Source organism: Tenacibaculum jejuense (assembly GCF_900198195.1).
In the GTDB taxonomy this organism is placed as follows: Bacteria; Bacteroidota; Bacteroidia; order Flavobacteriales; family Flavobacteriaceae; genus Polaribacter; species Polaribacter jejuensis.
Genome location: NZ_LT899436.1, coordinates 4360622 through 4376027, shown reverse-complemented (window position 1 = coordinate 4376027; position 15406 = coordinate 4360622). Strand labels below are relative to the sequence as shown.

Sequence of the window (15406 nt, the reverse complement as noted above, 5' to 3'; positions counted from 1 at the left end):
AAAGGTTGGGAGAAAATTTTCGCAATAAATGTTTAACGGCACTTGCTTTATTGGTAAGTGTTGTTTTATTTGCTCAAAATACAACAAAGAAGAATGACTCTATCACTAAGAAAAAAGATACGGTCATTCCTTTGAAATATAATTTTAATTTCAATCAAAAAGCACACCTCTTTTTAAATAATCCAACTTCGGTTGAAGTGTCATATGACAAGTCTATTGATAAATTTGTTATTGTAGAAAAAATAGGAGATTATGTCATTGGAACCCCAATGTATTTAACTCCAAGAGAATACAATAAGTTTCGTTTAAGAAATGATTTGAAGTCCTATTTCAAGGAAAAAGTAGATGCTGCAAATCCTAATAAAAAAGGAAGCGAAAAGGCAAGGAAAAACCTACTGCCAAAGTACTATGTGAACTCTAAATTTTTCGAATCAATTTTTGGAGGAAGCGAAGTTGAGGTTATACCAACAGGTCAGATTAGTATAAAATTAGGTGGTATTTATCAAAATACCGAAAACCCACAAATTTCAGTTGAAAACCAAAGTAGTTTTACCTTTGATTTTGATCAGCAAATTAGCGCAAGTATACAAGCAAAAGTAGGAACAAGATTACAAGTTACCGCAAATTACGATACTCAAACTACTTTCGATTTTCAGAATATCATCAAGTTAGAATACACACCAACTGAAGATGATATTATTCAAAAGATTGATGCAGGTAATGTAAACTTACCCATCAAGAACTCTTTAATAAACGGAGCGCAAGCTTTATTTGGAGTTCGAGCAGATTTTCAGTTTGGAAAAACAACAATTCGATCTGTATTTTCTCAACAAAATTCACAATCACGTAATGTTGTTGCTCAAGCTGGAGGATCTATAGAAACTTTTGAAATTAGAGCTACAGATTATGATAATGACAGACACTTCTTCTTATCTCAATTTTTTAGAGAGAATTACGAAAGTGCACTAAAAAACTATCCTTTAATTAATAGTCCTATAAATATTAATAGGATTGAAGTATGGGTAACTAATAGAAACCAAAATGTAACAGACTTTAGAAGTATCGTTGCTTTTGCAGATTTAGCAGAATCTAAACCAAATAATCTAGTAAGTGCAGAAGCTGTCGGAGGTGTTTTCCAAGAAGGGTACGTAGATGTAGTCAACAATCCAATCACTGTTAGAGGACAGAATTTACCATACAATGGAGTAAACGATATTAATGATTTGTTTGTTGATAACGGAGGAATTAGAGATGTAGCTACAATAAATACTGCTGTTCCAGCTCAAATGGTCCAAGGTAGAGATTATTCATATTTACAAAATGCCAGAAAACTACAACCTAACGAGTATACATTACATCCGCAATTAGGATTTATATCTTTAAATAGAAGACTAAATGATGGAGAAGTTTTAGCTGTAGCCTATGAATATACTGTAGTAGGTGCGCAAGAAAATGGAGCTCCAGTTAGCGAAACTATATTTAGAGTTGGAGAATTTTCTAACGATGGAATTAATGCGCCATCAAACATAGCTGTAAAGTTATTACGTAGTGAAATCTTAACCACTAGAAGAGAAATTGCTCCAAATGATTTTGTGCCTTTTCCTACATGGAGGTTAATGATGAAAAATGTTTATGCTTTAGGAGCTGTGCCTTTGAGTCAAGATGGTTTTCGATTCGAATTGTTGTATAGAGATGACAACACGGGTATACTTCAAAATACGTTACAAGGGGCAAACGATCCAGGTCTATTAAACAGAACACTTTTAAATTTATTCGAAATTGATAAGTTAGATCAAAGTCAGTTTAAAGTAGACGGAGGAGATGGTTTCTTTGATTATGTTGAAGGAATTACAGTAAATTCTGCAAGAGGATTAATTTACTTTCCAAAACCAGAACCTTTTGGAGAAGATTTAGCGATAACAGATGCTGGAGACAGGCAGCGTTTTGCTTTCGATCAATTATATTCAACAACAAAAATTCAAGCAAAAAACGAATTTCAAGACAGAGATAAATTTTTCTTGAAAGGATATTATAAATCAGAAACAAGTAGAGGAATACCATTAGGAGCATTTAATATACCTAGAGGATCTGTAAGAGTTACAGCAGGAGGAAGAACTTTAGTAGAAGGTGTTGATTATGTAGTAGATTACCAATTAGGTAGAGTTCAAATTTTAGATCCAGGACTAGAAGCTTCTGGAGTTCCAATTAATGCTTCTGTAGAAAACAACACGTTCTTCAATCAACAAAGAAAAACATTTTTAGGAGTAGATGTAGAGCATAAGTTTAATGAAAACTTTATTCTTGGTGCTACATTTTTAAACGTTACAGAAAGACCAATTACACCAAAAGTAAATTTTGGCGCAGAGCCAATAGATAATATGATGTTTGGTTTAAATGTAGATTTTTCTACTGAAGTGCCATACTTTACAAAACTTGCTAATAAACTACCTTTTGTTGAAACTGATGCACCATCAAATTTATCTGTTAGAGCAGATATGGCATATTTATTACCAGGTTCACCAAGTGGAATTGATGTTAATGGAGCAGCTACATCATATTTAGATGACTTCGAAGCAACACAAATTCCGATCAATTTAACTTCTCCTCAGCAGTGGGCTTTAGCCAGTTCACCGTTATCTCAACCTTTTTCAGAAGATATTGACTTAAGATATAATGATAATAGAGGAAAATTAGCTTGGTATAGTATTGATCAGTTATTTTATACCAATGGCGCCGCAAGACCATCTAATATCAATGATATTGAATTATCAAGAAATGAAGTAAGGCAAATTAGTTTCTCTGAATTATTTCCAAATACAGATTTAGATATCACCCAGTTAAACCTTGTGCGTACGTTAGATTTAGCATTCTATCCAAACGAAAGAGGTCCGTATAACTTTAATCAAGCAGCAGGAAATCCAGAAGACAAATGGGGAGGAATAATGCGTGCTCTAACAACTACTAATAACTTCGAGCAAGCAAACGTAGAGTATGTTCAGTTTTGGTTAATGGATCCGTATGAAGGATATTCTTTAACTACTGAAGAAGGTTTACCAAATGGAGTTGATCCACAAAGTGATATTAATCAAGGAAAATTATTTATTAACTTAGGAAGTATTTCTGAAGATATTCTTAGAGATTCACAAAAGCAGTTTGAAAATGGTTTGTCTACAACTCAAAATCCTGCACCACAAGTTGAAACAGTTTGGGGTAATATTCCAAGAAATCCATCTATTTTATATGCATTTAGTACAGATCCAGATGAAAGATCACAGCAAGATGTTGGTTTAGATGGATTAAATGATACACAAGAACTTGAGAAAATTGTTCAAAATTTTCCTGGAATTACAAATGTAGAACAAGCAAGAAGCATTTTTGGAAATGACCCAGCAGGAGATAATTTCCAATTTTTTAGAGGAAGTGAATTCGATGCTACAGGAGCTTCAATTCTTACTCGTTATAAAAACTATAATGGTACCCAAGGAAACTCACCAACAATAGATCAATCTAGTGAAGACTTTCCAACATCAGGTTCTACTTATCCTGATGCTGAAGATTTAAACCGTGATCAAACCATGGATGCGGTTAGTGCTTATTTCGAATATGAAGTATCACTAAAAAAGAATGATTTAGTTAAAGGATCTAATTTTATTGTAGATGTAAAATCTGAACCTATTTCTTTACCTAACGGAGATACAAGAAGTACTACTTGGTACCAGTTTAGAATTCCAGTTAGAAATGGTTTTTCTCAAGCAGTAGGAGGTATTACAGATTTTAATAGTATTCGTTTTATGCGTATGTATTTAACACAGTTTAGAATGCCTGTAGTTTTACGTTTCGCAGAGTTAGAATTAGTTCGTGGTGATTGGAGACGATATACTAGAACTTTAGATCCTGCAGTACAACCTCAAGAAGATTTAGATAATGTTGATTTAAATAACTTTGAAGTTGGTGTAGTAAGTATCGAGCAAAATGACGATCGTTATGAACTACCTCCAGGAATTCCTAGAGAACAGTTACAAGGAACCAACAGAATACAAAGACAAAACGAACAATCATCTACAATTACAGTTACAGATTTAGAACCTAATAAAGCTAGAGCTATTTTCAAAAACATTAGTATCGATTTACGTCGATATAAGAATTTAAAAATGTTCTTACACGCTGAAGATATTCCAGGTAGAGTAGTAGGAGATAATGATATGAATGCTATCATCAGATTAGGAACAGATTTGAATGATAACTATTACGAAATTGAAAGACCATTAATATTATCTACATCAAGTGCGGGTCCTTTAGATGTGTGGCCAGAGGAAAATAATTTAGATGTTCAGTTAACAGAATTAGCAAGTTTAAAACTTGAACGTGATGGAACTGGAACAGCAGTTACAGATGTATATACAAGTACAGCATCAAACGGACTAATAATTAAAGTTAAAGGTAATCCGACTTTAGCTCAAATTAGAACAGTATTGTTAGGAGTGAAAAATAATACATCTACCAATGTTAGCGGAGAAGTTTGGTTTAACGAATTAAGAGCAGTTGGTTTTGATAATAAAGGAGGTTGGGCAGCTGTATTAAATGCAGATGCAAATTTTGCTGATGTTGCAGATTTAAGTTTAGCAGGAAGCATGTCTACTGTAGGTTTTGGAAATGTAGACCAAAGAGTACAAGAGCGAAGTTTAGAAGAAAATAAACAATATAGTGTAGCTACAAATGTTCAATTAGGTAAAATGATGCCTCAAAAATGGAACATGCAAGTACCTATGAGTTATAGTTATGGAGAGCAATTTATTGATCCAAAATTCGATCCACAATATCAAGATGTAGAGCTTGCAGATGCAAAAGCTTCCGGATCAGATCAAGTAAAGCGAAATGCAGAGAATGCCCAAGATTATACTAGAAGAAAAAGTATTAGCTTTATTAATGTTAAGAAAAACAGAAACCCTAAAAGTGACAAAAAACCTAAGTTTTACGATGTTGAAAACATTTCTGTTTCTTATGCTTTCAATGAAGAGTTTCACAGAGATTATAATATTGAGAGATTTGTCAATCAAAATTTAATGGCAGGAGCTAGTTATAATTTCAATTTTGCTCCTTGGAGTATAGAGCCTTTTAAAAAATCAGAAAAATTAAAGAGTAAGCACTGGAAATTTATAAAAGATTTAAATTTTAATCCTATACCTAAATCATTAGCATTAAACTCAAAAATAAATAGAAATTATAATCTACAACAATCAAGAAATTTAGTCGACTTACCAGTAGCACAGCCTGAATTAATACAAAGAAGGTTTCTATTTGATTGGGATTATGCTGTTGTGTTTGATTTAACTCGTTCATTGAATTTAAACTTCAAAGCAACAAACAATTATATATATGATAGTTTTGGTGAAGATGAAGAACTTGAAATTTTTGATAAATTCTTTGCCTTTGGTAGAAGGAATCAATACCATCAGACTTTAAATGCAACATATAACTTACCAATAAATAAGTTACCATATTTAAATTTTATTACTTCAGATTATGGTTACACTGCTGATTTTGATTGGCAGGCTTCTTCTAGAAGTACCATTACTGAAACAGATATTAATGGAAATTCTGTAGATGTAAGTATTGAGGATAAAGTGGGTAATATGATTCAAAATGCCAATAAGCATAACATTAATGCTACTATAGATTTTAACCGTTTTTATAAAACATTAGGTTTAGATAAATTATTACTAAAAGGAACTAAAAAGAAAGGTGCTAAAGGTAAAGTAGCTTTAGGAGCAAAAGCTAAAAATGCTCCAAAACCTAAGCTAAAGAAGAATGCATCTTTTAGTCAAAAGTTATTAAAAGGAACTTACGATGTAATAACATCAGTAAAGCGTGCAAAGATTAGTTACTCTCAAGAAAATGGAACTTTATTACAAGGTTATCGACCATCTGTAGGCTTCTTAGGAAGAAGTAATTTTAATGGAAATGCAGCTCCTACTTTCGGTTTTGTTTTTGGTAGCCAAACAGATATCATAAGTAAAGGTATTGAACAAGGTTGGTTAGTTACCAGAGGAGAAAATGAAGATTATTTCAATAAGAATTTTGCTCAAACTCAAGCCAACAAATTAGATTATAACATTTCAATCAAACCATTTAAAGATTTTACTATTGACTTAAGAGGAACTCGTATTAGAACATCTAATACAAGCCAACAGTTAGATATAGTTAGATTTGCAGATGGTAGCGTAAGACAAAATCCAGACTTATTAGCATTTGAAACTGGAAACTTTAATATTAGTCATTTCATGCTAGGAACTATGTTTGAAGATAGTGATGCATTGTATGAAAAGTTCTTAGGCTACAGGCAAATTGTATCTGATAGACTAGCGAGTCAAGCACAACCTAATGGAATTTTTAGAGCTTTTCAAAGAGAAGGACAACAATCTATGTTACCAGCTTTCTTAGCTGCTTATTCTGGAGTTAATCCTAACGATGTAGACACAGGTATTTTTAGAAATATACCAATTCCAAATTGGACGATGCGTTATAATGGTTTAATGAAAGTTAAATGGTTTAAAAAGAGATTCTCTTCTTTTACTTTATCTCATAGTTATAAATCATCTTATAGTATTCTTAATTATACAAATAATTTACAGTTCGATCCTAATGATCTTAGTTTAACAAATAGTTCGGGGAATTATCAACCAGAATTATTAATTTCGTCAGCAACTTTAGTAGACGAGTTTTCGCCTTTAATTAAAGTGGATATGAAAATGAAAAATTCCTTTTCATTCCGTGGGCAAATTAATAAAGATAGAAGTTTAACACTTAACTTTAATAATAACACATTAACAGATATTAAAGGAACTGAGTACGTTCTTGGACTAGGATATAGAATAAAAGACGTTAAATTTATCACGAGAATTACTGGCAAAAAAGAAACTCTTAAAGGAGATGTTAATTTCAGAGCAGACATATCTTTGCGAGATAACTTAACATTAATACGTTCTATTGATGAGCAAAATAATCAGATTACTGGAGGAGAACGCTTATTCGGATTAAAGTTTTTAGCAGATTATAATTTAAATAAGAACTTAACAGTTTCATTTTATTATAACCATAATACATTCGATTATGCTATTTCAACAAATTTTCCTAGACAATCAATTAATGGAGGATTTAATCTAGTATATAACTTAGGAAACTAAAATCAAATCTAAACATATATAAAACAACATTACAATGAATATTCCAGCAGAATTAAAGTACACGAAAGACCATGAATGGATAAAAATAGAGGGTGATGTGGCTACAATAGGAATCACTGACTTTGCACAAAGTGAGTTAGGTGATATCGTTTACGTGGACGTAGATACTTTAGATGATACTGTAGCAATAGAAGAAGTTTTTGGCTCTGTAGAAGCTGTAAAAACTGTTTCAGACCTTTTTATGCCTTTAACAGGTGAGGTGACTGAATTTAATGAAACTTTAGAAGACGAGCCAGAATTGGTGAATTCTGATCCTTATGGAGCAGGTTGGATGATTAAAATAAAAATAGCTGATACTAGCCAAATAGAAGGATTATTAGATGCTGAAGCTTATCAAGAGCTTATTAAAGGATAAAGCTATATACCTTGCTATATTACTAACTTTAATAATTACTTACTTAAGCTTAGCAAATCTTAAAGGAAAGTCAATAATAAATTTTAGTTCTATAGATAAAGTACAACATGCTTTAGCATACTTTACACTAGCTGTAATTTGGATGTTAGCTTTCATAAAAAAAAGCAAGAAAAAAGCAGTTGTAATCTTATGTATCGCTTTTGGAATTTTAATGGAATTTCTTCAAGCGAATTTAACGAGCTACAGATCGTTTGAATATCTAGATATGCTAGCAAATACTGTAGGAGTATTAATAGGTTTGTTATTTTTTAATAGAATTGAAAAAAATCTAATCAATATGTTAAATAGCTTGTAAAAGTCCAAAGAATTTAACTAAATTAGCAAACCAGAAAAAACTAAAAGGATGGAAATAAAGAAAAATCCAAAATTTAACCTTGAAAACTATAGTAAGTTGTTTATACAACTTGGTTTGGTTTTAGCTTTATTCGTTACTTACGTAGCAATAGAGTATAAAACTTACGAGAAAGACTATGGTGATTTAGGTAGTGCGGATCTTGGTTCCGAAGTAGAGGAAGAGACGTTAGTCATTAATGCACCGCCACCACCGCCACCGCCACCACCTGCTCCACCACCACCAACACCTGAAAAAATTGAAGTTGTTGAGGACGACAAGGAGATAGAAGAAACTGTAATCGAATCTACTGAAACTGATGAATCTGAAGCTGTAGAAGTTGAAGAAATAGAAGAGATAGAAGAAGTAGAGGAAGTTGTGGAAGATGTACCGTTCTCTATTATTGAAGAGGTACCTGTATTTCCTGGTTGTAAAGGAACTAATCAGCAGAAGAAAGACTGTTTGAACAAAAAAATGCGTAAGCACGTTCAAAGATACTTTGATGCAGAATTAGCAAATGAGTTAGGTTTAGCACCTGGTAAAAAAAGAATCTTTGTTCAGTTTAAAATTGATAAAGACGGAACAATTACTAGTGTAAGAGCAAGAGCACCGCATCCAAGATTAAAAAAGGAAGCAGAGAGAATTGCAAAAAAGCTACCTAAAATGGTACCTGGTAGACAAAGAGGTAAACCAGTACGTGTAGGTTATACTTTACCTATTACCTTTAATGTAGAATAACATTTATAGATATAAATAAAAAAGCAGCTTTTAAGCTGCTTTTTTTATGGCATGTTTTTTGGTGTTTTTAAATATCAATTTAAAAACTAATAAGATGAAAAAGTTTAAAAAAAATCCAAAAAAACAGCTAGAGAAATTCTCAACTATTTTTATGCAGTTAGGCTTAGTGGCTGTGCTTTTTATTGTTTTTGTAACACTAGAGTACAAAACTGAGTTAAAAAAAGAAGTAGCAGAAAAGTATGATGAAGACAATTCCAAACCAATCGTTTTTGAACAATTACCAGTTCTAATCAAACGAGTTGAAAAGGTTGAGCAGGCGGTTAAAAAAACTAGACAAAAACCTGTTGTATTAGAAAAACCAGAAGTCGTAGAAAATGATCAAGAGATTATTGAGCAAGTCATAGACAGTGATGATGATATTGTTGAAGTTAATGATGACGATATTATAGAAATTGTTGAAGAAGATGTTGCTAAAAAAGAAGACGAACCAGTCTCAATGACTTTTGTACAGAAAGCTCCTATTTTTAAAGGATGTGAAGATTTATCTGAAAGCGAAGCTAGAGTTTGTTTTGAGAAGAAAATGAAACGTTTAGTTCAACGTCATTTTAATACTGATTTGGCAAATGAATTAGGTTTACAAAGTGGTAAAAAAAGAATTGTAACTCAATTTGTGATAGATAAAAAGGGAGAAATTACTGATATTGTGATTAGGGCGCCACACCCACGATTAAAGAAAGAAACAAGTAGAATTATTAAAAAAATTCCAAAGTTTAAACCAGGAATTCAAAATAATGAACCAGCAAAGGTGAGATATACCTTACCAATAAGCTTTATGGTAGAATAAAAAATAAGAGTCCAATTTTAATTGGGCTTTTTTTAATGAAGAATAAAAAGAAAATTCCTTATTGTAAATTTTCAACAATATAAATTATTGAAGAAGAAAAAATTGTGTTAAAAATTTAACAATAAAATGTTAATTTATTTTGGACAAAACAGAATTAACTTTATATTTGTTATGTGGTTATAAACCACTTTCTTTTTCTTTTTCATAGCAATTTTTCCCACTCAGACGTGAGTGGGTTTTTATTTCATAAAACATAAATAAATACACTACTAAATACTCCACAAAAACAAACCATAAATTTTCTTTCCAAGGTGTATTAGCGTAAGCTTGATAACTTAAAATAATCATGGCCGACCATATTAAAGGAAATCGATATTTAGTGAATATAGATAATACGATTAACGTGGCTAAATACCATGGATGCATTGTTGTTGTTGTGAAATAGTAGAACGAAAGCCCAAATAACATAGATGTAGCCAAAGTTTCAAATAAATTATTACGTTTAAAGAAAGTTAGATATGCTAAAAAAAGAATGGTTAAAACCGGTGTTATTTTGCCTATTGTGGCAATTTCATTATAACCTCTAAACATATAGCCAATCTCTCTTAAAATATAGTAGAAACTAGCATTAAATTCAAAATTACGGAACCATAAACCAATAGAGTTAGTGTAACTATCTATCAATTCATTTGAAAAAAATGGAACAAATAAAGCGATAGACATTAATATTATGATGCTGTAAAATAAAATTAGTTTACCAAATTGATTCCATTGTATGTTGTTTTCTTTCTTTATAAACCAAAAGAAAAACAATGGTAAGAAAAGAAGCGGAATCAATTTCACATTGATTGAAAATGCAATTAAAAATGCTGATAGAATCCAATTTTTTTTCTGAAGATTATATAAAGCCCAAACAAAAAAGAATAGCATAACAGGTTCAAAATGTAAATTTCCTGTGAGTTCAATAATTATAAAAGGATTTAAAAGATACAAGAAAATTAAATTAGGATTTTTATTCAGATTTTTTAAGAGCTTGTATCCGAAATAAAATATTCCAATATCAGCTAGAATAATAATAACTCTCATTACTATAGCTGCACCTAAAATTGATTCATTAGATAATAAGGCTGCAATGTAAAAGCACAATTGATTTATTGGTGGATAGTTTGTAAAATGACTTCCATTCATGGCTCCCATACCAGCATAAAGCTCTGTTGCTTGCTTTATGGGATAATTTCCTTCATTTATAAAGATTTCAGGTAAAGAGATATATGGGTTGAATCCTTCAAAAATCATTCTTCCATCCCAAATAAAACGATAAAAATCTTGAGATAAATTGGGAATTGTAGCAATAAATATCAAACGAAATACTATGGCTATTGTCAAATAGTAATTCGTAGGTATTTTTGTTTTTTTTGTAAGTAAATAGTATCCTGAAAACAATAATAACCAAATTGTAACAACTTGTGTAAATTGAGTTCTTACAGTATGATAAGCGAAAAAATAATATAGTACACTAGAAAAAAGTGCAACTAATAATATCGTTGAATTTCTTTTTAGAAAATTCATTTATGCTTTAGAAAATACTGATTTAAAGAATACATATCCAAAACCAATGAATAGCATCAAATGGAAAGGGAAAAGTCCAAAGTCACCATCACCATCACCAACTGTAAAAGCACTAAACAAACCGAAAGCAAAATACAGAACAAGTAAACCTTCTATAACTACATTTAAAGATGGTCGTTTTTTAATGTATTTGTTATTCTTCCAGCTATCAGCTAATGTTTTGATGTTGAATTTTGGTGTTCTTACAAATTCACTCTTCTTTCCAATATGTCCTTCAAGAACTGCAATCGTATTATGTAAAGAGAATCCCATGGCTATAGAAAAGAAAGTAAAAAAAGCTCCAATATATTTTATAAAGTTTTTGAAACCGCCACCAAATGAATTTTTATACATAAACCAATAGCAAACAAAGAAAATAATTGTACTTGTAACAAAGAAACTCATTACCCAAAAGTATAATTCTAAGTGTCCATATTTATTTTTAATGTAAAGCATAGGAATACTTAAAATTCCCATTAAAAATACACAAGTAAACATAGAGCTATTTAACAAGTGAAGCAAACTATGTACTTTCGTTTTTAAATTAATGTTTTTACTAGTAATAATTCTAGCCATCATTTTTTGAAAGTTTTCTGCACCACCTTTATTCCATCTAAATTGTTGAGACCTAGCTGCGCTAATTACAACTGGTAATTCAGCTGGAGTAACAACATCTTCTAAATATTTAAACTTCCATTTTTTTAACTGTGCTCTGTAACTCAGATCTAAATCTTCAGTAAGTGTATCTCCTTCCCAATTTCCTGCGTCGATAATACATTCTTTACGCCATATACCAGCTGTTCCATTAAAATTGATAAAATGTCCTTTACTATTTCGGCCAACTTGTTCTAAAGAAAAATGTGCATCTAAAGCAAAAGCTTGCACTTTAGTAAGGGTAGAGTAATCTCTATTGATATGTCCCCAACGAGTTTGAACTACACCAATTTCAGGATCTTTAAAATAAGGAACAGTTTTTTCTAACCAACATGGTTTCGGTAAAAAATCAGCATCAAAAATGGCAATAAACTCACCTTTAGCAAATTTTAAGCCTTCTTTTAAAGCACCAGCTTTAAAACCAGTTCTGTTCTCTCTACGAATATGTTGAATGTCTAATCCAGTTTCTTGAAGCTTTTTTATTTGAGCGGCTGTTGATGCTACAGATTCATCAGTAGAATCATCTAAAACTTGGATTTCCAGTTTGTCTTTTGGGTATTGAATCAGTGCAATGTTATCTAATAACCTTTCCATTACGTATAATTCATTATATACTGGAAGTTGAATAGTAATGTAAGGAACTTCATCTTCATTTGTTAAGTCAAATTTCGGTGAATTATCAACTTTCTTTTTTGAAGATAGGTAGTTAAATAATAAATTTAACTGAGCAATAGCATATAAAAAAACTAATAATAGAGATATACTATATAAACTGATAATGATGTATTCAAGTATCATTATTTAAAACTGTATTTAAAAATCCAACTTAATATTTTTACGCCTGCTAATATAGTTCCTTTTATTGTACCTGAAACTTTAGATACACCAATTCTGTTCCTATATTTTACAGGAATTTCTACGTAAGAATATTTCCTTTTAATTGCCTTTAATTGCATTTCTACTGTCCAACCGTATGTTTTATCTTCCATATCAAGTGCCAAAAGCTTATCAAACTTTATAGCTCTAAAAGGTCCCAAATCTGTAAACTTAGCATTAAAAAACACTTTCATTAGAAAAGTAGCTAACCAATTACCGAAAACTTGTTGTGGAGTCATAGCTCCACTTTCACGTAGTCGTTTAACACGAGAACCAATTACAAAATCAATATCTTTATCAAGAATTGGCTTTATAATTTCAACAAGTTCCTCAGGGTAATCTGAATAATCGCCATCTAAAAACACAACGATATCAGTCTCTAGATTATTTGATGTGATATAATTTATTCCTTTTAAACAAGCATAACCGTATCCTTTTCTTTCTTCTGATAAAACTGTAGCACCTGCTTTTTTAGCATTTTCAGGAGTGTTGTCTGTTGAATTATTATTTACAACAATTACTTCCTCTACAATATCAGGAATATCATGAATTACTTTAGGAATAGAGTCTTGTTCATTATATGCAGGTATAATTACTCTGATTAATGGCTGCCTCATTATTTTAAATCATTAAGATTATTTTCTCTTTTGAAAGAAGAGAAATCCGTCCACTCTTTTACTTTTTTACCATTCACAAACTTAGAAGCTTTAATTAATTTACTTTTTTGGTAAATTAAACAGTATCCATTTTTAATGTCATTTTTCAATTGACATTTATGTTCTACAGTACCTTTATTATCATAATAAAGCCACCACTTGTTTTGCATACCATTTATATAATGTCCTTCTTTTAATTTAGAAGCATTATCGCGGTAAAAGTACCAATATTTATCTTTTAAGCCCTTACTGTAATGTCCTTTTTCTTTGATTTCTCCATTAGGATAATAGAATTTCCAATAAGCATGTCTTAAGTTATCTTTCATCCAGCCTTCTTCTTTAATAGAACCGTCTGAATAATATTTTTTTTGATATACTTTTTGAGCAATTCCTATGAAGCCAATCAATAAAAAGAATAATAAAAACTTATTTTTCATTCATTAATTTTATCAAATCTACATCATTACCTAACAATACTTGTGTTGGGTTAATTCTTCCATCTTCTGGTCCGTTTTCTAATTTTAAAACTCCTCTAGGACAAACAGCAGAACATACACCACAACCAACGCAACTAGAACGAATTATATTTTCTCCTTTTTGAGCATAAGATCTTACATCGATACCTTGCTCACAGTAGGTAGAACAGTTTCCACAAGAAATACATTGACCTCCATTAGTTGTAATTCTGAAACGTGATTTGAAACGTTGTACTAATCCCATATAAGCAGCTAAAGGACAACCAAAACGACACCAAACACGGTTTCCTAAAATAGGATAGAATCCTGTTCCAATAACTCCAGAGAAAATAGAACCAATTAAGAATCCGTATGAACTTTGTACATCATATACAGAAAGGCCAAAAGCTAATTCTTTCCAAGTTTCCATTTCTGCAAAATATGTGTACAATGTTAATGCTGTCATTACCGTAGCAAAAACTAAAACTCCATGAATTAACCAACGCTCAACTTTCCATGAAAATAAAGACTTACTAGATAATTGTCTATATGGATCTCCTAAAGTTTCGGCTAAACCACCACAACCACAAACCCATGAACAATACCATCTTTTTCCGTAGAAATATACCATTACAGGAACAATAACTAGGGTTAAAATGATTCCCCATACTAACATGAAGATTCCTAAGTTTCCATTCTCTATTAAACTATTAATATTCCAGTCGAAAAAGAACGTATAATTTAAAGGCCAAGCATTTTTAAAATCGAACCAAGGTTTGTTAAATGCAACTAGAATTTCAGGAATTAAGAAAGCAAAAGCAATTTGGAAAAATAATACGACAGCAGTTCTTACAATTTGATAATTATTATGTCTGTATTTGATAAACATTCTGATTGCAAAAACGGTCATTACAGAACAATACATGAATCCATATAAAAACCATTGATCTGAAGCATTACCATTTAAAGCTTGCTTGATTGGATTTACAGATAAAATAGGGTTGATTAAGTAATTTGGGAAGAAATACAAAAGCATATAAAACCCTACGAAATATACGAAAGCAATCATTCCTAAAACACCTCTATTGGTTGCAGAATGTTGGAAAATTCCATTATTTTTTATTCCTGCAGGTCCTAATAGCTTATAATCAGCTCCAAAGAATAATAGTCCACCTAAAATGGCTAATCCGAAGGTTAAAAAGAAAAACAATCCTTGGTTTTGAACAACCCAACCAGTGGCAGAAGACCTAACTAATGGATAAACAAAATCTTTATATGTTTTATTCCATTTTATCCAAATGATTTTATCCCAAGCAATTTCCTTTTGACTTTTATGATATTCGTTAGATTGTTTAGCGATATCAACAATTTTAGAAGACAATTGAGCGGCACTAAGTTCTTTACCAACAATTTCTTTTTTCGCTTTTTCAATAAAAACTTCACTTTTAACTTTCTGTGAAGCCCAAGTATTAAATGTTTCTTCAGAAACTTTATTAGTTCCTGTAAACATACTTGCTGTAAAAATAGCAAACCCAATAAGTGAGATTACTAAACCTATATTTTTAATTACTTTCATGGTATTCAT

10 protein-coding genes are annotated in these 15406 nt (G+C 31.1%); 5 read left to right on the top strand and 5 right to left on the bottom strand.

Features of this window, described 5'->3' with window-relative positions; genetic code table 11:
- Positions 1-5 precede the first annotated feature (5 nt).
- From sov to AQ1685_RS19175, 5 genes are all read left to right on the top strand, one after another.
- Complete coding sequence (sov, locus tag AQ1685_RS19195; RefSeq protein WP_231970216.1) at positions 6-7184, top strand: T9SS outer membrane translocon Sov/SprA; 7179 nt, start codon at positions 6-8, stop codon at positions 7182-7184.
- A 34-nt stretch (positions 7185-7218) separates the two neighbouring features.
- Positions 7219-7599, top strand: coding sequence for a glycine cleavage system protein GcvH (gcvH, locus tag AQ1685_RS19190; protein WP_095074754.1), 381 nt, complete (start codon positions 7219-7221; stop codon positions 7597-7599).
- Positions 7565-7954, top strand: a complete 390-nt coding sequence (locus AQ1685_RS19185) for a VanZ family protein (RefSeq protein WP_095074753.1) — start codon at positions 7565-7567, stop codon at positions 7952-7954. Before gcvH ends, AQ1685_RS19185 begins: the two co-directional genes overlap by 35 nt.
- A gap of 48 nt (positions 7955-8002) precedes the next feature.
- On the top strand, positions 8003-8728 hold the full coding sequence (locus tag AQ1685_RS19180; RefSeq protein ID WP_095074752.1) for an energy transducer TonB: 726 nt from the start codon (positions 8003-8005) through the stop codon (positions 8726-8728).
- Between the two features lie 94 nt (positions 8729-8822).
- Complete coding sequence (locus AQ1685_RS19175; RefSeq protein ID WP_157730292.1) at positions 8823-9572, top strand: energy transducer TonB; 750 nt, start codon at positions 8823-8825, stop codon at positions 9570-9572.
- 177 nt (positions 9573-9749) lie between these two features.
- On the opposite strand, the gene AQ1685_RS19170 is transcribed toward AQ1685_RS19175, so the two are convergent.
- From AQ1685_RS19170 to AQ1685_RS19150, 5 genes are read right to left on the bottom strand one after another with little or no spacing between them, the layout of a single operon-like run.
- Positions 9750-11141, bottom strand: coding sequence for a glycosyltransferase 87 family protein (locus tag AQ1685_RS19170; RefSeq protein ID WP_095074750.1), 1392 nt, complete (start codon positions 11139-11141; stop codon positions 9750-9752).
- Positions 11142-12632: a cellulose synthase family protein gene (locus AQ1685_RS19165; RefSeq protein ID WP_095074749.1), complete on the bottom strand. Its 1491-nt coding sequence runs from the start codon at positions 12630-12632 to the stop codon at positions 11142-11144.
- Entirely contained in the window at positions 12632-13327 is a 696-nt protein-coding gene (locus AQ1685_RS19160; protein ID WP_095074748.1) for a glycosyltransferase family 2 protein, read from the bottom strand. The genes AQ1685_RS19165 and AQ1685_RS19160 overlap by 1 nt, the downstream gene beginning before the upstream one ends.
- Positions 13327-13803 (bottom strand): toxin-antitoxin system YwqK family antitoxin, encoded by a 477-nt coding sequence (locus AQ1685_RS19155; RefSeq protein ID WP_095074747.1) that lies wholly within the window; start codon positions 13801-13803, stop codon positions 13327-13329. The genes AQ1685_RS19160 and AQ1685_RS19155 overlap by 1 nt, the downstream gene beginning before the upstream one ends.
- Complete coding sequence (locus AQ1685_RS19150) at positions 13793-15397, bottom strand: 4Fe-4S binding protein (RefSeq protein WP_095074745.1); 1605 nt, start codon at positions 15395-15397, stop codon at positions 13793-13795. Before AQ1685_RS19150 ends, AQ1685_RS19155 begins: the two co-directional genes overlap by 11 nt.
- Positions 15398-15406: the final 9 nt, after the last annotated feature.